Genomic DNA, 24294 nt, shown 5'->3' with positions numbered 1-24294 from the left:
TATGCATTTTTGGCCGCCATGGCGGAAGCCCCACCCTACCGACAACCGGGCAAAAAATAGTTTGCAGAAGTTGGAATACTCATTATACCAGATCACCAGTTTGCGCCACGCGGAAAATCGTCGGCGAGAGGAGCATTCACCCACTCATGACCATCACCATCACCTACCGTATCGAAACGCCAGGCAGTATCGAGGCGATGGCTCGCAAGATCGCCAGCGATCAGTCGACAGGCACCTTCGTCGCTGTGCCGGGCGAGACGGAAGAACTCAAGGCGCGCGTGGCCGCGCGTGTCGTCGCGATCCATCCCCTTGCTGACGCGGAGCGTCCGACTTGGCCGGAGGTGGCCGAGGGCCACGGTCCGATCCATCGGGCCGATGTCGACATCGCCTTTCCGCTGGATGCGATCGGCACCGATCTTTCGGCACTGATGACGATCGCGATCGGCGGCGTCTTCTCGATCAAGGGCATGACCGGCATCCGCATCGTCGACATGAAGCTGCCGGAGGCCTTCCGCAACGTGCATCCCGGCCCGCAATTCGGCGTTGCCGGCAGCTTGCGCCTGACCGGCGTCAACGGCCGCCCGATCATTGGCACCATCGTCAAGCCGGCGCTCGGCCTTCGGCCGGAAGAAACGGCGGCACTGGTCGGCGAGCTGATCGGCTCCGGTGTTGACTTCATCAAGGACGACGAGAAGCTGATGAGCCCGGCCTATTCGCCGCTCAAAGAGCGCGTCGAGGCCATTATGCCGCTGATCCTCGATCACGAGCAGAAGACCGGCAAGAAGGTCATGTATGCCTTCGGCATTTCGCATGCGGATCCCGATGAGATGATGCGCAACCACGATCTCGTGTTGAAGGCAGGCGGCAATTGCGCCGTCGTCAACATCAATTCCATCGGCTTCGGCGGCATGAGCTTCCTGCGCAAGCGCTCCGGGCTGGTGTTGCATGCGCATCGCAATGGCTGGGATATCCTGACCCGCCATCCCGGCGCCGGCATGGATTTCAAGGTGTATCAGCAGTTCTGGCGCCTGCTCGGCGTCGACCAGTTCCAGATCAATGGCATCAGGATCAAATATTGGGAACCGGACGACAGTTTCGTCGAATCCTTCAAGGCGATCCGCACGCCGCTCTTCGACCCCACAGACTGTCCGCTCCCCGTTGCCGGTTCCGGTCAATGGGGCGGCCAGGCGCCCGAAACCTATCAGCGCACCGGCCGGACGACGGACCTTCTCTATCTCTGCGGCGGCGGCATTGTCAGCCACCCCTTCGGACCGGCGGCCGGCGTTCGTGCGATCCAGCAGGCCTGGCAGGCGGCGGTTTCGGACATTCCGCTTGAACAATATGCCAAGGACCACCCGGAACTTGCCGCCTCGATCGCAAAATTCAGTGACGGCAAGGACGCCTGAGAGCAATGTCCAATCTTCTTCTCAACTATTACGGCGATGATTTCACTGGCTCCACCGACGTCATGGAGGCGCTTGCCTCGAACGGCGTGCCGACGGCTCTCTTTCTCGGCGTTCCGAGCGAAGCCACGCTGGAGCGGTTCAAGGATTGCCGCGCCATCGGCATTGCCGGCACCAGCCGCAGCGAGACGCCGCAATGGATGGACGAGCATCTGACATCAGCATTCGAATGGCTGAAGAGCCTCGATGCCGCGATATGCCATTACAAGGTCTGCTCGACCTTCGATTCCAGCCCCAGGATCGGCAACATCGGCAAGGCAATCGAGATCGGAAAAGCGCTCTTTGCGCAATCCGTCGTACCGGTCGTGGTCGGAGCGCCGCAGCTCAAGCGCTACACCGCTTTCGGCCACCTTTTCGCGGCCTATCAGGGCAAAATCTTCCGCATCGACCGGCATCCTGTCATGAGCCGGCATCCCGTCACGCCGATGGATGAGGCCGATCTAGCCGTGCATCTGAGCAGGCAGACGTCCCTCCCCGTCAGCCTCGCCGATCTCGTCACGATCCGCGCAGCCGACGCCGATGCGCGGATCGATGCGCTGACGGGAGACAAGGAGGGTATCCTGCTGCTTGACGTCGATAGTGCGGAAACGCAGGCAGGCGCAGGACGGCAGCTATGGCGTCTGGCAAGCAAGGGCAACGCCTTCGTCGCGGGCTCATCCGGTGTCGAATATGCCCTTCTCGATGCCTGGCGCAGCGAAAGTCTGATCGGAGAGAAGCCGGAGTTCGCTCCTCCCGGCAAGGTCGATCGTCTGGCTGTGGTCTCCGGCAGTGTATCGCCGACGACTGAACGGCAGATCCGCTGCGCGACGGCCAATGGTTTTGACGGCATCGATCTCGACCCCTTGGCGCTTGTCGGCGAAGATGCCGGGCAGACGCTGGATGCGGCAGTGGCCTCGGGCGTAGCCAGCCTAAAGGCCGGACGCAGTGTCATCCTTCATACGGCGCTCGGCCCTTCCGCCGACCGCGGCGGCGATATCGACCGTATTCCCGGCGCTCGCCATCGCCTGGGGCAAGCTCTCGGCACGATCCTGCGACGGTTGATCGAAGCGGAAAATCTCGGCCGCGCCGTCATCGCCGGCGGTGATACGTCGAGCCATGCGCTCAAGGAATTGCGTGTCGAAGCCCTGACGACACTTCTCCCATTACCGCAAACGCCGGGATCGCCGCTTTGCACCGCCCATGGCAGCTACGCGCCCACCAACGGCCTGCAGATCGCGCTGAAAGGCGGGCAGGTCGGCACAGACGATTACTTCGCGCAGATCCGCGACGGCAGGGGATCATAGCTGCGTCGTTCTTCAGCATGATATTGGCATACTCATTGACTCATCATACCACTTGCGATACCACATTCTGAAAGTGAACGAGGTACTAACATGACTGCAATTGCTCTTTTCGGCGCCGGCGGCAAAATGGGCTACCGGCTCGCCAAGAACCTGAAAGGCTCGCGCTTCGATGTGCGCCATGTCGAGGTCAGCGATGCCGGTAAAGCCCGCCTGAAGAATGACCTTTCCATCGATTGCGTCCCCGTCGATACCGCGCTGGATGGCGCAGACGTCGTAATCCTTGCTGTACCTGACACGGCGATCGGCAAGGTCGCCGCCGGCATCGTCGACAAGCTGAAGCCCGGTACGATGGTCGTCGCTCTCGATGCCGCAGCCCCCTTTGCAGGCCATCTGCCGCAGCGCGAAGACCTCACCTATTTCGTCACCCACCCCTGCCATCCACCGATCTTCAATGACGAGACCGACATGCAGGCGAAGAAGGATCATTTCGGCGGCCTCTTTGCCAAACAGCATATCGTCTCCGCGCTGATGCAGGGTCCGGAAAGTGCCTATGCCCTCGGCGAGGAAATCGCCAAGGTCATCTGGGCGCCCGTCATGCGCTCGCACCGCGTCACCGTCGAGCAGATGGCGATGCTGGAGCCGGGTCTTTCAGAGACCGTCTGCGCCTCGCTGCTCGTCGTCATGCGCCAGGCCATGGATGAGTGCGTCGCCCGCGGCGTTCCATCGGAAGCTGCCCGCGACTTCCTGCTCGGCCATATGAACGTGCTCGGCGCCGTCATCTTCAAGGAAGTCGATGGCGTCTTCTCCGACGCCTGCAACAAGGCGATCGAATTCGGCATTCCTGCCTTGATGCGCGACGACTGGAAGAAGGTGTTCGAGCCGCAGGAAATCGCAGACAGCATCCGTCGCATCACCTGATCGACGTTCCCGGGAGGGCGTCGCCCTCCCTTTGCCGCCCTGCCGGGAACAGGGCCTGTTTCATAACTGGGAGGAGACCATGAAACTGAGACGCAGACTGACACTTGCAGCCTTTACCGCTGCACTGGCGCTGGGCACGGCAGTGCCGGCCTTCGCGGCCGATTTGATCGCGATCATCACGCCGGCCTTCGACAATCCATTCTTCAAGGCAGAGGCCGTCGGCGCCGAAGCCAAGGCAAAAGAGCTGGGTTACGAGACACTCGTCATGACGCATGACGACGATGCCAACAAGCAATCGGAAGTCATCGACACCGCCATCGGACGTGGCGCCAAAGCCATCATCCTCGACAATGCCGGCGCGGATGCGACGGTCGCTGCCCTGAAGAAGGCCAAGGATGCAGGCATCCCCTCCTTTCTCATCGACCGCGAAATCAACGTCACCGGCATCGCCGTCGCCCAGATCGTTTCCAACAATTACCAGGGAGCACAGCTCGGAGCCCAGGAATTCGTCAAGCTAATGGGCGAGAAAGGTAACTATGCCGAACTCGTCGGCCGCGAAGCCGATACCAATGCCGGTATCCGCTCGCAGGGCTACCACGACGTCATCGACGACTATCCGGATCTGAAGCTGGTCGCCAAGCAGTCGGCGAACTGGAGCCAGACCGAGGCTTATGCCAAGATGGAAACCATCCTGCAGGCAAATCCTGACATCAAGGGCGTGATCTCGGGCAACGACACCATGGCGATGGGGGCGATTGCCGCCCTGCAGGCCGCCGGTCGCAAGGACGTGATCGTCGTCGGCTTCGACGGCTCCAACGATGTCCGCGATTCGATCAAGGCAGGTGGTATCAAGGCAACGGTCATGCAGCCGGCCTATGCCCAGGCTCAGAAAGCGGTCGAACAGGCCGACGCCTACATCAAGAACAAGACGGCGCCGAAGGATGAGAAGCAATTGATGGATTGCGTCCTCATCAATGCCGACAACGCGGACAAGCTTGAAACCTTCGCACTGAAGAACTGATGGCGGACCACTAGAGCCGGATGATTTTAGGTCTGTTCGACCTAAAATCTGAATCCGGCCTAGAATCAAAGAAGTAGAGCGTGATGTCGTCCGAAAACCGCCTACACTTTTCGGCATCACGCTCTGGGTTGGAGGGCGCGGCAAAACCGCGCTCTCCGGAGCTTTTCTGCAAAATCGAGGTGCATTGCATGTTGAGGATCAGAGGCGCGCTCGTGGCCTTTGTATTGGCCGCGGCATTGCCCGGCTGCAAGATTATCAAGACGCCGACGCCCGAGGAGAAAGCGGCAGCGGCGGCAAAGAGTGCCTTCGACCCTGCAACCAAAGTGGAGGCGATCTGGCAATCCCAGGTGCTGCCCGCCATTGATAAACGCGCGGGCGAACTCAAGACGGTGTTGCAGGCGATAGCAACGAATCCCGATGACGCCGGCGCGAAATACGGAAATCCGCGAAAACAGGCTTCATCGCCCTGGACCTACGCCGTCAAGCTGAGTGGCAACATCGTGGCTGCCGACACAGCCTCTCGCGCCGGAACCCTCGATGTCGATGTGGATGGCGACGGCAAGGCGGATGTAAAGGTGCAGATCGGTCCGGCGGTCCGCGGCACGGCGCTGCGCGACGCGCTGGATTTCCTGGACTTCAACGAATTCAGGAACCAGATCGAATGGGCTCAGTTCGGCAAGGCCTTCAATGAGAAGGCAAACGCATCCTTTCTGGCAGCTCTGCCTCGCGACGGGCTGGTTGGGAAGACGATCACTGTGACGGGTGCGTTTCCGCTGCCCCCATCCGGTCAGCTTCCTTTGATCACCCCTTCGGCCCTGACGTTGGGGCAATGACCATGAGCGAAACGACAAGCAACGACATCATCCTGCGCCTGGAGGACGTTTCCAAGGTCTATTCCGGCATCGTCGCCGTCAAGCACGCCAACCTCGAGCTGCACCGCGGCGCGGTCAACGTGCTCGTCGGCGAAAACGGCGCCGGCAAATCTACCCTGATGAAGATCATCGCCGGCGTCGAACGGCCGACTTCGGGGCGCATCCTGCTTGAGGGCGAGGAAGTCTCCTTCAGCAGCCCGGCCAACGCGCAGGCGCGCGGAATCGGCATGATCTTCCAGGAGCTCAATCTCTTCGCCAATATGACGGTGGCCGAAAACATCTTTGCCACGCGCGAAATCACCCGCGGCATTTTCGGTATCGATCATAAGGCACAGATCGCAAGGGCCAACGAGTTTCTGGATCGGCTCGATGCCGGAATAGGCGCCGAAACCATGGTTGAGGACCTGCCGATCGGACAGCAGCAGCTTGTCGAGATTGCCAAGGCCATCTCGCTCGATGCCCGCATCCTCATCATGGACGAGCCGACATCGGCGCTATCCGCGGCGGAGGTCGATATTCTGTTCAAGGTTATTGCGGAGCTGAAGGCTCACGGCGTGGCGATCGTCTATATCTCGCACCGGCTGGACGAGCTGATGCGGATTGGCGACTATATTACCGTGCTGCGCGACGGGCAGATCACCGGCCAGGCCATGGTTCGCGATATCGATACGAAATGGATCGTCCGGTCGATGATCGGATCGGATGCCAAGGACTTTGCCAGGGACGGAGGCCATACGATCGGCAAGGAAGCCTTCCGCGCCGAAGAGATCAGCCTGCCGCGACGTACCGGCGGCCTTGCCGTCGATCATGTCTCGCTGTCGGTGCGTGCCGGCGAAATCCTCGGCATCTACGGCCTGATGGGGGCCGGGCGCAGCGAATTCTTCGAATGCGTAATGGGCCGGCATATGCATTCGACCGGGCGGATCTACATCGATGGCGTGGAGGTTCGCGCCCGCGACACCACCCGGCGCATCCGGCATGGCCTCGCCTTGATTCCGGAGGACCGTCAGCGCGAAGGATTAGTGCAGGTGCTGTCGATCGCCAGCAATTTGACGCTTGCGAGCCTCGGCCGCTTCGCCCGGCTGTTTTTCCATATCGATCCAGGTGCCGAAAAGAACGCCATTCGCGACATGATCCGCGATCTCTCCATCAAGGCGCCCAATCCCGATTTCGAGGTCACCTCCATGTCCGGCGGCAACCAGCAGAAGGTCGTCATCGGCAAGGCGCTGATGACCGACCCGAAGGTGCTTTTGATGGACGAGCCGAGCCGCGGCATCGATGTCGGCGCCAAGGCCGACGTTTTTCGCACCATGCGCAGGCTCGCCAGCAAGGGCCTGGCAATCTTGTTTTCAACATCGGACCTTGAAGAGGTCATGGCACTTTCGGACCGCATCGCAGTGCTCAGCAACGGCAAGCTCGTGACCGTTCTCGACCGAAGCGAAGCGACGGAAGAGGCCATCATCGCGGCATCCGCCAAGGGACACGGACATACAGGGAAACTCGCGTCATGACCGCAGATACGTCCTCCGCCTTTGCGACCAATCGCTCGAACGGCTCCGTTCTCTTGACGCTGATGAAGCTCAGGACCTTCATCGCGCTGTTCGCTGTCGTCATCTTCTTTGCGATCTTCGCCCCGAACTTCACCTCGACCGCCAACATCATCCTGATGTCGAAGCATGTCGCGCTCAATGCCTTTCTCGCCATGGGCATGACCTTCGTGATCGTCACCGGCGGGATCGATCTATCGGTCGGTTCGATCGTCGGCCTTTGCGGCATGGTGGCCGGTGCCCTCATCCTGAATGGCGTCGAACTGCCGATCGGATATACGGTCTACTTCAACATCTACGAGATCATCCTCATCACACTGGCCGTCGGCCTAGGGATTGGACTCATCAACGGACTGCTCATCACCAAGCTCAACGTCGCGCCCTTCATCGCCACGCTTGGAACGCTCTACATCGCCCGCGGCCTGGCGCTTCTGTCTTCCGACGGTCAGACCTTCCCGAACCTGGTCGGGCGGCCGGAATATGACACGACGGGCTTCGATGTCTTTGGCGCCGGCCGCCTGCTCGGCCTTCCGGTTTCCATCTGGATCCTGATCGTGCTCGCGCTACTCGCCGCTTACGTCGCCCGCTCGACGCCGATTGGCCGGCACATCTTCGCCGTCGGCGGAAACGAGCGCGCCGCGCGCATGTCCGGCATCCGCGTCGATGTGGTCAAGATCTTCGTCTATATGTTCTCAGGCCTCTGCGCCGCGATCGTCGGCATCGTCATATCGTCGGAGCTGATGGCGGCACATCCGGCAACCGGCGAAAGCTTCGAGCTGAACGCGATCGCGGCGGCCGTGCTCGGCGGCACTTCCATGTCCGGCGGCCGCGGCACCATCGGCGGGACGATCATCGGCGCCTTCGTCATCGGCATTCTTTCGGACGGGCTCGTGATGATGGGCGTCTCATCCTTCTGGCAGATGGTCATCAAGGGGCTGGTCATCATCATCGCTGTCGTCGTGGATCAGGCGCAACGGCGCCTCCAGCAGCGCGTAACTCTCATGCAAATGGCAAAGGCAGGCTGAAATGGCAGAACTCAAGGGCGCATTGATCGGTTGCGGCTTTTTCGCGATCAATCAGATGCATGCGTGGCGAGACATCAAAGGCGCCAGCATCGTTGCGATCTGCGATCGCGACCCGGAGCGGCTGAAGATCGTCGGCGACCAGTTCGGCATTGAGCGTCGCTATGCGGATGCCGCAGCGATGTTCATCGACGGCGGCTTCGATTTCGTCGACATCGCAACGACGGTGCAAAGCCATCGCGCCCTGGTGGAGATGGCGGCCTCTCACAATATCCCGGCGATCTGCCAGAAGCCTTTCGCAAAGACGCTGAGCGATGCAAAAGCCATGGTTGCGACCTGTGCTGCGGCCGGCGTGCCGCTGATGGTGCATGAGAACTTTCGCTGGCAGACGCCTATTCAGGCCGTCAAGCATGCCCTCCAGTCCGGCGCGATCGGCGAGCCCTTCTGGGGGCGTTTCTCTTTCCGCTCCGGCTACGACGTATTTTCGGGGCAACCCTATCTGGCCGAAGGCGAACGGTTCATTATCGAGGATCTCGGTATCCACACGCTCGATATCGCCCGCTTCATCCTCGGCGACGTCACCTCGTTGACGGCCCGCACCAAACGGGTCAATCCCAAGATCAAGGGCGAGGATGTTGCAACCATCCTGCTCGACCATGGGAACGGCGCGACCTCGATCGTCGACGTCAGCTACGCCTCCAAGCTTGCGACCGAACCCTTTCCGGAGACGCTGATCGAACTCGACGGCACGAAGGGTAGCATTCGCCTCTCGCGAGGTTATCACCTCGAGGTCAATGGCCCCGATGGCGCGAGCGTTACGGACGCATCGCCGCGACTTCTGTCCTGGGCCTCGCGCCCCTGGCATAATATCCAGGAAAGCGTTCTGGCGATCCAGCAGCATTGGATCGACCGTCTTGCTTATGGCGGCGAGACTTCCACGTCAGGCGCCGACAATCTCAAGACGCTGGCACTTGTTGAGGCCGCCTATGAGAGTGCGGCCAGCGGGCGCCTGATCGATATCGGAGCGATGCTGCGATGAAGACCGAGATCGATCCGTTTCAGCTTTACGGCACGCGCGAGCTCGAAACGCCGCCGATGCGACTGACTTCGGGCAGGCTGGATGTCGATTTCAAGGACGGCAATCTCCGGACCATTCGCTATGATGGCATCGAGGTTCTGCGGGCTGTTTCCTATCTGATCCGCGATCGCGATTGGGGCACCTATTCGCCCGATATCGACGATCTACGGATCGAGCAGCGTCACGATGGCTTTTTCGTCAGCTATCTAGCGCACTGCGCTGGCCCCGAGACCACCGAGCTTACAGTCGACGTTCGGATAACGGCTCAAGTCGACGAGGCCCTGATCTTCGAAGCAACGGCGCTCTCGACGACCGGCTTCGAAACCAACCGCTGCGGCTTCTGTATCCTGCACCCGATCGTCGGCGTTGCCGGGATGCCTGTCTCGGTTGAGCATGTCGACGGCAGCCACGAGAGCACGCATTTTCCCGACCTCATCGAACCCTGGCAGCCCTTCAAGGATATGCGGGCGATTACACATAGCGTGGTGGCGAACGTAACAGCCGAATGCCGCATGGAAGGCGACACCTTCGAGATGGAAGATCAGCGCAACTGGTCCGATGCTTCCTACAAGACCTACGTTCGCCCACTCGCCCTACCCTGGCCTTATCGAATTCCGGCTGGAGAGCCGATGCGGCAGCGCATCGTTCTGACCATCGGGGATATGCGCCGCCTGCCTCCCGCCTCCACCTATGGTTCGGAAGAAACGCCCGCGGTCGGGCTTAGCGCTGGAGCAAGGTCCGGAATCATGCCGTCCATCGGCCTTGTCATTACGCCGGAGGAGGCGGATGCGACGCTAGCTGCGCGCGACCGGCTGGCTGAAATCGGACCGCAGGAGCTGCTGTTTCACTTCGATCCCGATGCCGGCCACGGTGCCGACGCCTTCAGACGCTTCGCCGCCGTTGCCGCACTCCATCCAGGCAAATCGACGCTCGAAATCGCATTGCCCTGCCGCCAGACACCTCTCGTCGAGACACAGCAAATAGCAGACTGGATGCAGGCGGCCGGCTTCAAACCCGATGCAATCATGATCTCGCCTTCCGTCGACCGGCAATCGACCCCGCCGGGCAGCAAATGGCCGGAATGTCCGCCGCTCGAGGAGGTCTACGCCGCCGCGCATGCGGCCTTTCCCGATATGCGTATCGGCGGCGGCATGCTGAGCTACTTCACCGAACTCAATCGCAAACGAGTGCCCGCGGGCGCTCTGGATTTCATCACTCATTGCACGAATCCGATCGTGCATGCAGCCGACGATCTCAGCGTCATGCAGACGCTGGAAGCACTGCCATTCATCACACGTTCCATACGTGCCATCTACGGCGACAAACCCTACCGTATCGGCCCATCCACAATACCGATGCGACAGAATCCCTATGGCAGCCGGACAATGGACAATCCCCGCGGCGGCCGTATCGCCATGGCTAAGATCGATCCGCGTCACAATGCCCGCTTCGGGGAAGCTTTTGCGTTGGGTTACGCCGCCCGTGTCCTCGATGCCGGATTGGAATGCCTGACGCTTTCGGCGCTGACAGGCTCCTTTGGGCTAATCGCCGCAGCGAACGAGCCGTCGGCGGCAGGCGCCAAACGGCCATTGTTCAATACGATTGCGACGCTGTCACGCCTCGCCGGCAAGCAATGGCAAGAATGCCGGTCGTCCGATCCGAGCGCGATACTCAGCTTCATCACGGTACAATCCGACGGAGCGCGGTCGCTCCATCTGGTCAGTATCACACCCATCCCACAACTGGTGGAGTTGGGGGAGTTCCGACTTAAGGAACAGAGCGGAAGCAACAGGCTCATGCTTGATGCCTACGGCACTCTTTCGGCTGAGTTGATGGATTGACCTTCAATCGTAGACGCGCATGTTAGTCCCAACAATCGCAATGATTTGGAGGACTGCGTGAAGACGAAGAAGCTGATCAACGAAGGCGCGGCCGCCGTGGATGAAATGCTAGCTGGGATCTTGGCAGCACATCCGCGCCATCTCCGCGCCGTTGAAGGATCGCCACGCTCGATCGTGGCAAACCATGGCCCGCGAGCCGGCAAGGTCGGCCTGGTCATCGGCGGTGGTTCCGGGCATGAGCCGACATTTCTCGGCTTCGTCGGCAAGGGGCTGGCCGATGCCGCCGCTATAGGGAATGTCTTTGCCTCACCGCCGCCCGATCCGATCATCGAATGCGCCAAGGCCGTCGATGGCGGCGCCGGCGTGCTGTTCATGTATGGCAATTATGCCGGCGACGTCATGAATTTCGACATGGCGGCGGAAATGCTGGCCATGGACGATATCGAGGTGCGTACCGTCCTGACGACGGATGACATCGCCTCGGCGCCGATCGATCAGAAAGAACGCCGTCGCGGGGTTGCGGGCAATGTCTTCATCTTCAAGGCCGCCGGTGCCGCCTGCGATCTGATGTACGGTTTCGACGATGTGGAACGGGTGGCACGCTGGGCGAATGAGCGCACCTATACGATGGGTGTTGCGCTTTCACCCTGCTCGCTGCCACAGACACGCAAGCCGAATTTCGAGATCGGCGCCGACGAGATGGAAATCGGCATGGGTATTCATGGCGAGCCCGGTGTCGCTCGCGGACCAATGCGATCGGCAGACGAAGTAACGAGCGAACTTGTCGGCAAAATCCTCGATGAGATGAAGCCGGCGCCGGGCGACCGGGTCGCAGTGCTCGTCAATTCGCTTGGCTCGACGCCGCTGATGGAACTCTACATCATGATGCGCAAGGTCAAGTCGATGCTCGACCATGCGGGCGTCGTCATTCACCTATCGCTGGTCGGCAACTATTGCACGTCCCTGGAAATGGCCGGTGCCTCGATCACCCTCATGCATCTGGACGACGAGCTGCAGCGGCTCATCGATCACCCCTGCGATTGCGCCATGTTCCGCTCCGGCGAGGCGCTGTCATGACGACGATTACAACGGAAGACCTGAAGTTGCTGTTCGTGCGCATCGCCGAGGCGATGGCACGCGAGAAGGACCATCTCTGCGAGCTGGATGGCGTCATCGGCGATGCCGACCACGGCATCGCCATGGAGCTAGGCTTCGCCGCCGCAGCTAAAGCGGTTTCGGAGCTGGATTCATCGACATCCGATCCGACGCTGGTCTTCAACACGGCAGCGAAGTCCTTCCTGAATGCCGTGGGTGCCTCGTCCGGGCCGCTCTATGCGACCGCCCTAATGCGTGCGGGTGCCGTCGCCAAAGGGAAGAGCACGCTGAACGACGACGATATGGTCGAGGTGTTTTCGGCCCTCGCCAAGGGCATCCAGGATCGAGGCAAGGCGGAGGTCGGCGAAAAGACCATGGTCGATGCCTGGACGCCCGCCGCCGCCGCCAGCCGCGCTGCCCGGGATCAAGGGCTTTCACTTGCCAGCTGTTTGGCCGCCGCTCTTGAAGCCGGTGAAGCGGGTGCCGAAGCCACCAAAGATATGATCGCGGCAAAAGGCCGGTCATCGCGCCTCGGCGACCGAGCGCTGGGGCACATGGATCCTGGCGCCGCGTCGGCCGTCGTCGTTATGGCCTGCTTTCGCGACCACTTCATATGATACTGCTGATAAGCTCATCATACCAGTTGACATGTTGACAACGATTTGTCAAAACCGCCCTCAGCTTTGCTCAGAGGAGGACGGGAAATGGCTGGCAACTTCAAATATGCGCGTTGGTTCGGCGCTGCTGCGATAGCGGCGACGGCTTTTTCGGCAACCAATGTCGCCGCGGAAGACCTGACGCTGTGGACATTGAACTTCGACAATGGTGCGGCAAACAGCGCGCTTAAGAAGGTGGCGAAGGATTTCGAAGCCGCCAATCCCGGCACCCATATCGAAATCGTCCAGCGCGGCGTCGATGAGCACAAGACCGCGCTTCGTGTTGCAGCGGGTTCGAGCAAAGGCCCGGATATCTATTTCAGCTGGGCCGGACTTGGCCTTGGGGGCGAATATGTGAAGGCGGGCCTCTCGCTGCCGCTGGACAAATACTATACTCAATACAAGTGGAACGACGAACTGCTTCCGTCCGCCGCCGCTTTTGCCGATCTCTATCCCGGCGGCAAGCATGGCGTTCCCTTCACCTTCAAGGGTGAGGCGATCTACTACAACAAGAAGCTCTTCCAGAAGGCTGGTATCACCGGGGAACCGAAGACCTACGAGGAGCTTCTGGCTGCAGCCGACAAGCTCAAGGCCGCCGGCATTCCGGCCTTCACCTTCGGCGGCTCGGTCAACTGGCATGTCATGCGCCTGATGGACGTGCTGCTCGAAACCAAGTGCGGCGCCGACAAGCATGACGCGCTGATGGCGATGAAGGCCGATTGGACGAAGGAGCCCTGCGCGACCGACGCCTTCACCGAATTCGCCAAATGGACGAAGGACTACACGCTGAAGCCCTTCATGGGGATCAGCAACCAGCAGTCCTATACGCTGTTCGTCGCCGGCCGCGCCGCGATGATGCTCGAAGGCGACTGGCTGGTCAGCCAGCTGAGCGGCAGCAAGGTCAATCTCGACGATTACGGCATCGTGCCGTTCCCGACGAACACCAATCGCCTCTATGGCTTTGCCGAGTACAATTACGTCAGCACCAAGAGCAAAAGCCCGGATCTTGCCGCCAAGTTCCTCGACTATTTCCTGTCGACGAAAGTGCAGCAGGATCTCGTTGGCCAGATCAGCTCGATCTCGGTCAACAAGAATGTCCAGTACACCGACCAGAAGCCGCTCGAGGCGAAATGGCTTGAGATCTTCAAGACCTACAGCAAGGTCTACATGAATGGCGACCAGGCCTTCCCGCTTGACGTGACAACCGAATACTTCCGGGTGATCAACGATGTCGCCTCCGGCAACGTCCAGCCGGCCGATGCTGCCAAGCAGCTGCAGACCTTCATCGCCGGTCGTACCTGATCTATCGAGGGGGCCGCCAATGCCAGTTGTGGCGACGGCTCCCTCACCTTCATGCCCACGTGCCAGCTGCCGCCGGGAGCAAGCAGAATGTCATTCCGCAATCGTACTCATGACCCCCGCTTTCAGGCAGCGATCCTGCTTGCCCCGGCCATGCTGATCTATGTGATTTTCGCGCTCTATCCGATGCTGAACGTGGTGGTGCTGAGCTTCCAGAAATGGAACGGCCTCGACCCGCAGCGCCCCTTCGTCGGCCTCGCGAACTATCAGTATATCTTCACGCAGGATCCGGTCTTCTGGGTTGCCTTCCGCAACACGGTGATCTGGACGATCATGTGTGTGATCTTTCCACCCATGGTCGGGCTGCTGCTGGCGCTGAGCCTCAATCAGAAGCTCTTTGCCCGCAATACCTTTCGCGCCATCTTCTATCTCCCGGTCATCATCGCCCCAATCGCTGTCGCGACCATGTGGAAGTGGATGTACGATCCGTTCTTCGGCCTCTTCACCGAAATCCTGACATCGATAGGACCGCAGGGCTGGATCCAGGACTGGCTCGGCGACAAGGATATCGCACTCTATTCCGTCTTCGTCGCCTTTCTCTGGCAATCCGTCGGCTTTTCCATGGTGCTGTTTCTCGCCGGCCTGCAGAATGTCTCGCAGACGCTGGTGGAAGCCGCCCGCATCGATGGCGCCGGGCGTTGGAACATCTTCCGCTATGTCACTCTGCCCGCGCTGCGCACGACGCTGACCATCGTGCTGGTGCTGTCGGTCATTTCCTCACTGAAGGCCTTCGACATCGTCTATGGCCTGACCGGAGGCGGGCCGGCGCAATCGACGCAGATGCTGGCGCTCTGGGCCTTCACGCAGGCCATGCAGATCTTCGATTTCGGCCGCGGTGCTGCGATCTCCGTCGTCCTGCTGCTCATCACCATCGCCATCGTCATTCCCTATCTGCGCTGGACGCAGAAGCATGAGGAGGCCGAACAATGACGGCAACATCGGCCACATCCATGTCGGACGACTTCGAGACCATCATACCGGCAAAGCGCAAGCGCGATCCTGTCCTGATCGGCCTATGGATCGCACTGCTGGTCGTCGCCGCGATCTGGCTTGCACCTTTCGTCTTCATCGTCTTCACCTCGCTGAAAACGCAGGCCGATGTGACATCGACGGGTGCCTTCATGCCGCCGCTCGATCCGGCCTTCGAAAATTATTCGAGCGCCTGGGGGCGCGGCAATTTCGCCAATGCCTTCCTGAACAGCACCATCATCACTGTGATCAAGGTGCCGCTCGGTCTCATCCTCTCGGCGATGGCCGCCTATGCGCTCGCCAAGATCCGGCTGCGGTTCAGCAAGTTGCTGCTGCTCCTCGTCGTTTTCGGCACGATGATCCCGTTTCAGGTCATGCTGGCGCCGCTGTTTACGCTGGTCAATTCACTCGGGCTCATCGACACCTACCCGGGCGTGATCCTGCCCTATATCGCCTTCGGCGTGCCCTATCAGGTCTTCATTCTTCACGGCTTCTTCAAAGGCATTCCGAAGGAGCTGTCAGAGGCAGCCCTTATCGACGGCGCTAGCCATTTCACCATCTTCCGCCGGATTTTCCTGCCCGTCTGCCTACCGGTGCTCGCCGCGCTGCTGATCCTGGACTTCGTCTCGACATGGAACGAGTTCGCCATGGCGCTCGTGCTGCTGCAGGATCAGCACATGTGGACGCTGCCGCTGGGACTCATGTCCTTCCAGGGGCAGTTTTCCAATGATTACGGGCAATTGAACGCGGCGATCGTCATGACCGTGCTGCCGGCCACCATCGTTTATCTGATCTTCCAGCGCTACTTCGTCTCCGGCCTCACTTCCGGCGCGGTCAAGGGCTGAGCGGTCGCTCCATCCATACATCTTCCGAGGAGAACATCATGTCCAACGCGTCCGTCGAAAAATGGGGCGTCTTCGAAGCGGCCTTCAACGGTCCTTCGAGCGGCAATCCCTATCTCGATGTGGCATTCGATGCCGTCTTCAGCCAGAACAGCCGCGAGATCCGCGTACCCGGCTTCTACGATGGCGACGGCGTCTATCGCGTTCGCTTCATGCCGGACAATGAAGGCGATTGGTCGTTCCGCACGCGCTCGAAGACATCGGAACTGGACGGCAAGACCGGTTCTTTCGTCGCCACCAAGCCATCCGAGGGCAACCACGGCCCCGTGCATGTCCATAACAAGTTCCATTTTGCCTATGCCGACGGCAAGCCTTTCCTGTCGTTCGGCACGACCTGCTATGCCTGGACGCATCAGCCGCTCGACATGCAGGCACAGACGCTCGAGACGCTGAAGAAATCGCGCTTCAACAAGATCCGCATGGGCGTCTTCCCCAAGGACTATCCCTATAATGTCAACGAGCCGCTCTACGCTTGTTTCGAAAAGGGTGCGGACGGCAAGGAAGACTTCGATCGGCCGAACCCCGTCCTCTTCCGCCATTTCGAAAAGCAGGTCGCAGCCCTTTGCGCTCTCGGCATCGAGGCCGATATCATCATGTTTCACCCCTATGATCGCTGGGGTTACGCTGACATGTCGGCCGAGCAGGATTTCCGCTATGTCGCCTATCTCGCGGCACGGCTTGCCGCCTATCGCAATGTCTGGTGGGCGCTTGCAAACGAATATGACTTTCTTCTCGACACCAAGCCGCTGCAGCAATGGGATCGCTATTTCCACATTCTCGAAGAGAACGATCCCTATGGCCGTCTGAAGTCGATCCACAACGGCGAGCCAACGATGAACTTCGATCATCGCAAGCCGTGGGTCACCCATACCTGCATCCAGAACTGGGACGTGAAGCGCACGCAGGAATGGCGCGAGGCCTATGGCAAGCCCGTCGTCAACGACGAGCCGGAATATGAAGGCAACATCATCCAGTCCTGGGGCAATCTGACGGCGCAGGAACTGGTGCATCGCTTCTGGATCACCGTGACGCGCGGCGGCTATGCTGGCCACGGCGAAACCTATTCGCATCCGGAAGACCTGATCTGGTGGGCAAAAGGCGGCGAGCTGCGCGGCGAAGCATGGAAGCGCATCGGCTTCCTGCGCGACCTGCTGGAGCAGGATGTCGTCAACGGCCTTGAACCGATGTCCTCTTATGGCGAATGGCCATGGACGCGCGTCTCCGGCGCGCGAGACGGTGATGTCAGCTACGTCTATCTCGGCGAGCACCAGCCGGTCATCTGGTCTACCGGTCTGCCGAAGGACGGGACCGACTATGACGTCGACATCATCGACACATGGGAGATGACGATCACACCTGCAAAGAAGGTGGAAGCGCCCATCCCGCATCCGACGCGCCATGGCGCAATCGTGCGCGGCGGCAAGGCGGATGCGGCCTTCGGCGTGGAACTGCCGGGCAAGCCATACCAGGCGTTGCGCATCCGCAAGAAGCATTGATCCAAGGGAAGAATGTCATGTCCGGATTGACCATCAAGAACGTCAGGAAGTCCTACGGCGCAGTAAACATCATCCATGGCGTCGATGTGGAGATCTCGGACGGCGAATTCGTCATTCTCGTCGGCCCATCTGGCTGCGGCAAGTCAACGCTGCTGCGGATGATTGCAGGGCTGGAAGACATCACCGGCGGTGAGATCTCCATCGCCGGACGGGTCGTCAACGATCTGCCACCGAAAGATCGCGACATCGCCATGGTGTTCCAGAACTACGCGCTCTATCCGCAAATGACGGTAGCGCAGAACATGGGCTTTGCGCTGCAGCTTGCCGGGGCGAAGCGCGCCGAAATCGATCAGAAGGTCGGCGAAGCCGCCAAGATCTTGGGCCTCCAGCCATTATTGGATCGCAAGCCCGCTCAGCTTTCCGGCGGCCAGCGCCAGCGCGTCGCCATGGGCCGCGCCATCGTACGCGACCCCAAGGTCTTTCTCTTCGATGAACCGCTTTCCAATCTCGATGCCAAGCTGCGCGTGAAGATGCGGGCCGAAATCAAGGCGCTGCATCAGCGCCTGAAGACGACGATCGTTTACGTGACGCATGATCAGATCGAGGCCATGACCATGGCCGACAAGATCGTCGTGCTGCAGAGCGGGAAGGTGGAGCAGGTCGGCTCGCCGCTCGAGCTTTACGACCGCCCGAGAAATGTCTTTGTCGCTGGCTTCCTCGGCTCACCAGCCATGAATTTTCTCGAAGGCAAGCTTACCGGCGGTGCCTCACCGGAATTGGTATCGCCAACCGGCACACGCATCCAACTCGCCAACGCTCCGGCTCAATCGGAGGGTCGGGAGGTTATTCTCGGCATACGTCCGGAAGATATTTCCTTCGCATCGGAGGCAGGCGTTACCGCAACCGTGACCGTCGTCGAACCCACTGGCTCGGAAACACACGTGGCGCTTGAGTTGGAAGGCAAGGAATTGACGTGGGTGATGCGGGAGCGCGCCGAACTCGCACCGGGGCAAACGATTCAGATATCGCTCAAGACGCCAAACCTGCACTTCTTCGACAAGACCAGCCAGCAACGACTGTAGGAGACAGCGCCTGGCGGACCTAAATCACTCAGCTGCGCGCCTTTGGGTACCATTCATGACCGAAAAAACGCGTTTGACGAAGGCATCGCCGTCGAACTGCCGCGCAGCTCCCTCTGTCACATGATCAGGGCGATCGAATATGAACGTCTCGATGTTGACGATCGGCAAGTTCAATCGCGTCCGCACGTCCCCGATCATCGCGGTATGCGTCACCACCAGGTGACAGCCGGTTGGATCGAACCATTCCTGAAGACCGGTCGTCGGTATGGCTGCGACCGTTAATCCCTGTTGCGACAAAAGCGAACTGATGCGTGAGGCAATCTGCTGATTATCCAGACAGATCAGCACATCGGTCTGCGAAGGGGACGGCGCATGGTTAGCCAGCATCAAACAACCTCTCGTTCACTCACATGCCCGAATATAATGATTCGGCAGGTAACGGGGTGTTATAAGTTGTTACATTTTGTTTCAAAATTAAGGCAGTTCCCACAGCCATATCGCGGCGGCGGAACCTCACATATCACTTAAGACATCCAAGATACTGCATTGACATCATGAATTTTATTGGCAAACCACAAAAATGTCTGGCGTGATAACGCGGCTAAAGTCGACAATCCCGATGATCTCACAGAAGCGAGCAATAGCGCAGCGCGTCGTAAATCGCGGCATGGATATTGCGGCTTGCGATCGCATCACCGATGCGGATCAGATCGAACGAACCGGCTTCGTTCTTGACGGGCAGCGGCGATCGCCTGGCGATCAATGCGGGATAATCGACGGCACCGAGATTGCGCGACGAGGCCTTTAGCTCAAGGTAAAGTTCATCATTCGCCACGGTGCCATGCTCGACGACCACCTGGGACACCCGGCGCTCCCATTGCGTCTCCTCCGAGAAATCGGACCCTAGAACCGCAACGAGTGCATTGCCGTCGCGGCGCACCGATTTCAGGCGCGTATTGATGGTGACCCGGACATTCTTCTCGGCAAAGGTCTTGGCATAGGGCACATGATTCATGCCGCCCATCTCGGGGGCGAAGAAGCGCTCCGGCGAGACGAGTTCCAGTTCTGCGCCGCCATTGGCAATGACTTCTGCCGCCGACATGCCCGGATGTCCGCCATTGTCGTCGTAAAGCAGCACCTGGCCCTCGGCCTTAACCGCGCCGGCCAGAATATCCCAGGATGAGGTGACGAGGCTGTCGCCGCTCTCCAACTCGGGAGATTGCGCGATACCGCCCATCGCCACGACAACGAGATCAGGCTCGAACGCCATTACATCGTCAGCTCCCGCATAGACGTCGTAGTGGATCGTGACGCCCAACCGCTCCAGCTCCGCCAGCCGCCAGTCGATGATGCCGATCATCTCCTTGCGGCGCGGGTTGCGGGTGAGCAGATTCACTTGTCCGCCGGCCTTGCTGCTCGCCTCCAGCACGTCGACCTTATGGCCGCGCTCGGCCAGCACGCGCGCCGCCTCCAGGCCCGCAGGCCCAGCACCGATGACGACGGCCTTGCGTGCTGTTGCTGCCCGCTCGATCCGATGCGGCATTTCGGCCTCGCGGCCGGTCGCCGCGTTGTGAATACAGAGCGCCTCTCCGCCCTCATAGATGCGGTCGAGACAGTAGGTTGCGCCGACGCAGGGACGGATATTAGCCTCCTGCCCGGACATTACCTTGTTGACGATATGCGGATCGGCGATGTGGGCGCGCGTCATGCCGACCATATCGAGCTTGCCTTCCGCGATCGCATGACGCGCCGTGGCGACATCGCTGATGCGGGCGGCGTGGAAGACGGGGAATTTCGTCGCAGCCCTCACCTCACCGGCAAAATCGAGATGCGGTGCCGAGGCCATGCCCTGGATCGGAATGACATTGTTGAGCGCCGCGTCGCTGTCGATATGGCCACGGATGATATTGAGGAAATCGATGTTCCCCGATGCAACCAGCCGCCTGGCGATCTCGACGCCTTCTTCCCGCGAAAGCCCCTTCTCCCAGTCTTCGTCTGCCACCATGCGCATGCCGACAATGAACTCCGGGCCGACCGCCTTGCGAATGGCCTCGGTCACCATCATCGAGAACCGCATACGGTTTTCAAGCGAACCGCCGAATTCGTCGTCACGCCTGTTCGTTGCCGGTGACCAGAAGCCGTCGGTCAGATGGCCATAGGCCTCGATCTCGATACCGTCCAGGCCGGCTGCCTGCATGCGTTGCGCCGCCGCGGCAAAGTCGCCAATGATCCGTTCGATATCCCAGTCTTCAGCCGCCTTCGGAAAGGCGCGATGCGCCGGCTCGCGGATTGGCGATGGCGCCAGCACGGGCAGCCAGTCACCTTTGTTCCAGCCGGTGCGACGACCGAGGTGAGTCAGCTGGATCATGACAGCAGCCCCGAACTCGTGACAGTCGTCGGCAAGCTTCTTCAGCCAGGGCACAATCTCATCGCGATAGGCATGCAGATTCCCGAAGGCTGGCGGCGAATCTGCCGAGACGATCGCCGAGCCCGCCGTCATTGTCAGCGCGATGCCACCCTTTGCCTTCTCACGATGATAGAGCCTGTAGCGATCCGTCGGCATGCCGCCTTCCGAGTAGGCCGGCTCATGCGCCGTCGACATGATGCGGTTCTTAAGCGTCAGATGCTTGAGCTGATAGGGCTGGAGCAAGGGATCGTTGGAGGTCATATCACTTTCATCGCTTTATGAAATCGAGGCTCAAGCCGCTATCTTTGCTGAGACGAGAGGCTATGGCTATAGCCCATTGACGGGTGCACGACGGCGGCGGCTATGCCGGAGATCGATCGCGGTGTGCCAGACGATCGTTGCGAAAATGATCGCACCACCGATAAAGGTGGCAACCGGCGGCATCTCCGAGAAGAAGAGCCATACCCAGAATGGCGTCAGCACGATTTCCATCGAACTGATAAGTGCCGCGTCGGCGGCAGGCATCTTTCTCGAACCGAACAGGAAGAGGACAAAAGCGAGCGCGAAATTCGTCGCCCCGAAAGCGGCGAGCAGAAGCCAGTTGTGAATGTTCACCGAGCTTGTCGAGGCAAAGGGCACGAAGACGACGAATGTCAAAAGCCCGCTGACGACGCTCGACGGCAGGATCGGAATGCTGGGGTCCATGCGCGGAATGACGATGATGAGGGCGAAGGTGACTGTCATGCCGAGCGCTAGCAGATCGCCGACGCCCGTACCGCCGCCGATCGAGGAGGCAACGATAACAGCAACGCCGATGAGGCAGATGGCCCCGGCCACCAACGTACGTTTTGCTACCCGCTCCTTCAACATGGTCCAGCTAAGGAAGGCAGCAATGAACGGTGCCGTCGCATAGATCATGGTCACGTTTGCGACTGTGGTCGTATAGAGTGCGCCGATGAAGCAGGCCTGGCTGATGGTCTGGCAGGCCAGCATCGCCAACCCGGCAGGATGAAAGATCGATGCCCATTGCCTGCGCGAAAACCCGCCTTCGAGGAAAAAGCTGGGAACCAGCAGGAACAGGCCGCCGAACAGCGATCGCCAGGCGATCGCCGTCCATATGTCCGTCGTCAGCAGGCGCGCGTAGATGCCGCTGCAGCTCCACGCAAGCATTGCTGTGGCCACGAGTAGCACGCCCCTCTCATAATCGCTGGCAAAAGCGGAGCGGGTCGGAAACTGGAATGTCATGTATGGACTCAAAAAATGAGCAGAAGGAACGCACCCTGTGTGCGCCGATATTTGACATCAGGCAAACGAATAGTAGAGATAGTAGCTATCAGAAATATTTGTGACCCCAATGCGCGACCCCATTGAGAGCGACCTTCTGCGGACGTTCCTCGTCATCACCGAGACGTCCAATTTTTCCACGGCCGCTCAAAGGATCGGCCGCACGCAATCGGCGGTCAGCGCCCAGATCAAGCGGCTCGAGGATACGATCGGCGAAACGCTTTTCGAAAGAAGTGCCCGGGGCGCCGTTCTCACCCGCGCCGGCACTCAATTACTTCCCTACGCGCAACGCGTGATCGAACTTCTGAACGAGGCGGCGGCGAATATCCGCACGAAGCCCCTGGATGGGCCGGTCCGAATCGGGATTCCCGAGGAATACAGCCAGACCATTCTTCCGGCCGCCTTGGCCGCGTTCGCAGTCAGGCATCCGGCAGTCGAAGTCACGGTCTCCTGCGATTACACGGCACATAATCTGGCCGCGCTGGAAAAAGACGAACTGGACCTCGCCGTCGTTTTCGATTGGAACAACCAGAGCAAAGGCGAAGTTCTCTGTGTCGATCCAACAGTCTGGGTGACGTCGTTGGTGCATCGCGTGCATGAGGCGACCCCAATGCCAATCGCTGTCTATCGGGATTCGACATGGTGTCGCGATTTCGCTCTGAAATCATTGGAGCAAATCGGGCGGCGTTATCGTATCGCCTTCATAGCCGATACAAGCTCGGGCCTGAAAAACGCCGTCTCCGCCGGGCTTGCCGTGACCACGCTGTCGCGCAGCAACATTCCGCATGGCTGTCGTGAACTGACGGGTGATGACGGTTTCCCGCCGGTCGATTCCTCCCGCGTCGTGCTTCGACGCAATCCCTATCATTCGAGCGAAGCGATCCGGGAACTGGCAGAGATGGTGCGCGAGGCCTTTCGTCCTATGTCGGCTCTGCTGCAGCCGTAATGCGCCGGCGCAACCTGCGGCGCGTGCCGGACGGGCTTTCCGAGAAGCTGGCACGGTAACTGCGCGAAAAGGCTGATGCCGAATTGAAGCCTGTCATGGCGGCAATCTCGGCAAAGGAGGCTTTCGTCTCGATGACCTTGCGCCGCGCCGCATTGAGCCTCAGCGCCAGATAATGCACATGCGGCGGCGCCCCAATACTCTCTTGAAAGAGCGCCTGCAGATGGCGTGCGCTGACACCGACGCGGCGGGCGAGACGCGTGAGAACCAGCGGCTGCTCGATATGGTCCTCCATCAGGCGGATGGCTTGAGCAACTCGCGGATCGCGCATGCGCAGGCCAGCCGTCGATGGCGAAAGTTCTGCCACACTCTGCGTGCTCGCCGGCTCGTAGATGAACAGCCGGCTAACCTCGAGCGCCAGTGAATAGCCCTGCCGCCGCCGGATGATTTCGAGCATGAGATCGACCGTCGGCAACGAGCCGGCGGTAGTGATCCGCTTGCCGTCGATCACGTAGCGATCCCTAACCGCGCGCACCTGCGGATAGGCGATCGCAAAATCGTCATAGTCCTCCCAGTGGACGGCAGCGGAGACATTGTCCAGCAAACTTGCTTCGGCCAGCAGCCACGTGCCGGATTCGACGCCAGCGACCATCGAGCGATGGCGTGCGGTCTGCGACAGCTGCATCTTCAATGCCTGCGTCGCGCTGCGCCGCCAATTGTAGCTGGCGAGCACGAAAAGCGGTGTCGCATCCGATGTCGGGCGAAAGCTGGCGCAGGCCGGCACCGGGATAAGGCTCGTCGTCTCAGCGGGAGAGCCATCCGGAGTGAAAAGGCGCCAGCGGTAGAGCTCGGCTCCGGAAATGCGGTTGGCCCCGCGCAACGGTTCGATCACCGACGCGATCAAAATCAGGTTCGTCTCCGGAAGGATCAGGAGGTCGATGTCGAGCGTCTCATTGGCCGATGTCAGCATTCAGCAATCCCTCGAGAATTCCGAAACTGTATTATATGCTTCCGATAATGCAAAGCATGAAGGCACGTCATGGCTCGTAATGTCCT

Annotated in this window: 21 protein-coding genes; 17 read left to right on the top strand and 4 right to left on the bottom strand. The window is 60.1% G+C overall.

The window, feature by feature from the left end; translation table 11 throughout:
- Nucleotides 1-146 precede the first annotated feature (146 nt).
- From oiaX to AC13RE_RS23600, 16 genes are all read left to right on the top strand, one after another.
- On the top strand, nt 147-1406 hold the full coding sequence (oiaX, locus tag AC13RE_RS23675) for a 3-oxo-isoapionate-4-phosphate decarboxylase OiaX (protein WP_488564750.1): 1260 nt from the start codon (nt 147-149) through the stop codon (nt 1404-1406).
- Between the two features lie 5 nt (nt 1407-1411).
- Nucleotides 1412-2746 (top strand): four-carbon acid sugar kinase family protein, encoded by a 1335-nt coding sequence (locus AC13RE_RS23670; protein WP_488564749.1) that lies wholly within the window; start codon nt 1412-1414, stop codon nt 2744-2746.
- Nucleotides 2747-2836: 90 nt separating this feature from the next.
- A complete protein-coding gene (locus AC13RE_RS23665) occupies nt 2837-3664 on the top strand; it encodes a phosphogluconate dehydrogenase C-terminal domain-containing protein (RefSeq protein ID WP_488564748.1) in 828 nt (275 codons plus the stop codon).
- 79 nt (nt 3665-3743) lie between these two features.
- A complete protein-coding gene (locus tag AC13RE_RS23660; RefSeq protein WP_488564747.1) occupies nt 3744-4685 on the top strand; it encodes a substrate-binding domain-containing protein in 942 nt (313 codons plus the stop codon).
- A 188-nt stretch (nt 4686-4873) separates the two neighbouring features.
- Nucleotides 4874-5518 carry a DUF2291 family protein gene (locus tag AC13RE_RS23655; RefSeq protein WP_488564806.1) on the top strand — a complete coding sequence of 215 codons (645 nt, stop codon included), beginning with the start codon at nt 4874-4876 and terminating at the stop codon, nt 5516-5518.
- Nucleotides 5515-7068, top strand: coding sequence for a sugar ABC transporter ATP-binding protein (locus AC13RE_RS23650; protein WP_488564746.1), 1554 nt, complete (start codon nt 5515-5517; stop codon nt 7066-7068). The genes AC13RE_RS23655 and AC13RE_RS23650 overlap by 4 nt, the downstream gene beginning before the upstream one ends.
- Nucleotides 7065-8129: an ABC transporter permease gene (locus AC13RE_RS23645; protein WP_132718374.1), complete on the top strand. Its 1065-nt coding sequence runs from the start codon at nt 7065-7067 to the stop codon at nt 8127-8129. The genes AC13RE_RS23650 and AC13RE_RS23645 overlap by 4 nt, the downstream gene beginning before the upstream one ends.
- Before the next feature lies 1 nt (nt 8130).
- The gene (locus tag AC13RE_RS23640; protein WP_488564745.1) at nt 8131-9165 is read left to right on the top strand and encodes a Gfo/Idh/MocA family protein; all 1035 of its coding nucleotides are present in this window, start codon (nt 8131-8133) and stop codon (nt 9163-9165) included.
- Nucleotides 9162-11045, top strand: a complete 1884-nt coding sequence (gene apnL, locus AC13RE_RS23635) for a D-apionate lactonase (protein ID WP_488564744.1) — start codon at nt 9162-9164, stop codon at nt 11043-11045. Before AC13RE_RS23640 ends, apnL begins: the two co-directional genes overlap by 4 nt.
- A 57-nt stretch (nt 11046-11102) precedes the next feature.
- Nucleotides 11103-12122 carry a dihydroxyacetone kinase subunit DhaK gene (locus AC13RE_RS23630; protein WP_488564743.1) on the top strand — a complete coding sequence of 340 codons (1020 nt, stop codon included), beginning with the start codon at nt 11103-11105 and terminating at the stop codon, nt 12120-12122.
- Nucleotides 12119-12757 carry a dihydroxyacetone kinase subunit DhaL gene (dhaL, locus tag AC13RE_RS23625; protein ID WP_488564742.1) on the top strand — a complete coding sequence of 213 codons (639 nt, stop codon included), beginning with the start codon at nt 12119-12121 and terminating at the stop codon, nt 12755-12757. Before AC13RE_RS23630 ends, dhaL begins: the two co-directional genes overlap by 4 nt.
- A gap of 87 nt (nt 12758-12844) precedes the next feature.
- Nucleotides 12845-14098 carry an ABC transporter substrate-binding protein gene (locus tag AC13RE_RS23620; RefSeq protein WP_488564741.1) on the top strand — a complete coding sequence of 418 codons (1254 nt, stop codon included), beginning with the start codon at nt 12845-12847 and terminating at the stop codon, nt 14096-14098.
- Between the two features lie 87 nt (nt 14099-14185).
- Nucleotides 14186-15085, top strand: a complete 900-nt coding sequence (locus AC13RE_RS23615) for a carbohydrate ABC transporter permease (RefSeq protein ID WP_488564740.1) — start codon at nt 14186-14188, stop codon at nt 15083-15085.
- Entirely contained in the window at nt 15082-15969 is an 888-nt protein-coding gene (locus AC13RE_RS23610; protein ID WP_132718355.1) for a carbohydrate ABC transporter permease, read from the top strand. Before AC13RE_RS23615 ends, AC13RE_RS23610 begins: the two co-directional genes overlap by 4 nt.
- 38 nt (nt 15970-16007) lie before the next feature.
- Nucleotides 16008-17522 carry a DUF5060 domain-containing protein gene (locus AC13RE_RS23605; RefSeq protein WP_488564739.1) on the top strand — a complete coding sequence of 505 codons (1515 nt, stop codon included), beginning with the start codon at nt 16008-16010 and terminating at the stop codon, nt 17520-17522.
- Nucleotides 17523-17539: 17 nt separating this feature from the next.
- Nucleotides 17540-18604: an ABC transporter ATP-binding protein gene (locus tag AC13RE_RS23600; RefSeq protein ID WP_488564738.1), complete on the top strand. Its 1065-nt coding sequence runs from the start codon at nt 17540-17542 to the stop codon at nt 18602-18604.
- A gap of 24 nt (nt 18605-18628) precedes the next feature.
- Here AC13RE_RS23600 and AC13RE_RS23595 read toward each other — a convergent pair whose 3' ends face one another.
- From AC13RE_RS23595 to AC13RE_RS23585, 3 genes are all read right to left on the bottom strand, one after another.
- On the bottom strand, nt 18629-18991 hold the full coding sequence (locus tag AC13RE_RS23595) for a hypothetical protein (protein WP_112337196.1): 363 nt from the start codon (nt 18989-18991) through the stop codon (nt 18629-18631).
- Nucleotides 18992-19229: 238 nt separating this feature from the next.
- On the bottom strand, nt 19230-21272 hold the full coding sequence (locus tag AC13RE_RS23590) for an oxidoreductase (RefSeq protein WP_488564737.1): 2043 nt from the start codon (nt 21270-21272) through the stop codon (nt 19230-19232).
- A 66-nt stretch (nt 21273-21338) separates the two neighbouring features.
- Entirely contained in the window at nt 21339-22256 is a 918-nt protein-coding gene (locus AC13RE_RS23585; protein ID WP_488564736.1) for a DMT family transporter, read from the bottom strand.
- 109 nt (nt 22257-22365) lie between these two features.
- On the opposite strand from AC13RE_RS23585, the gene AC13RE_RS23580 reads away from it, so the two are divergent.
- Nucleotides 22366-23241, top strand: a complete 876-nt coding sequence (locus AC13RE_RS23580; RefSeq protein ID WP_132718343.1) for a LysR substrate-binding domain-containing protein — start codon at nt 22366-22368, stop codon at nt 23239-23241.
- Here the strand turns inward: AC13RE_RS23580 and AC13RE_RS23575 are convergent.
- Complete coding sequence (locus AC13RE_RS23575; protein WP_488564735.1) at nt 23216-24208, bottom strand: GlxA family transcriptional regulator; 993 nt, start codon at nt 24206-24208, stop codon at nt 23216-23218. The two genes, AC13RE_RS23580 and AC13RE_RS23575, sit on opposite strands and share 26 nt — an antisense overlap.
- Nucleotides 24209-24294: the final 86 nt, after the last annotated feature.

The sequence above is a fragment of the Martinezella sp. CNPSo 3959 genome (genome assembly GCF_057784355.1).
The sequence above is the reverse complement of the archived record's forward strand: the minus strand, read 5'-3'. Positions and strand labels throughout refer to the sequence as shown.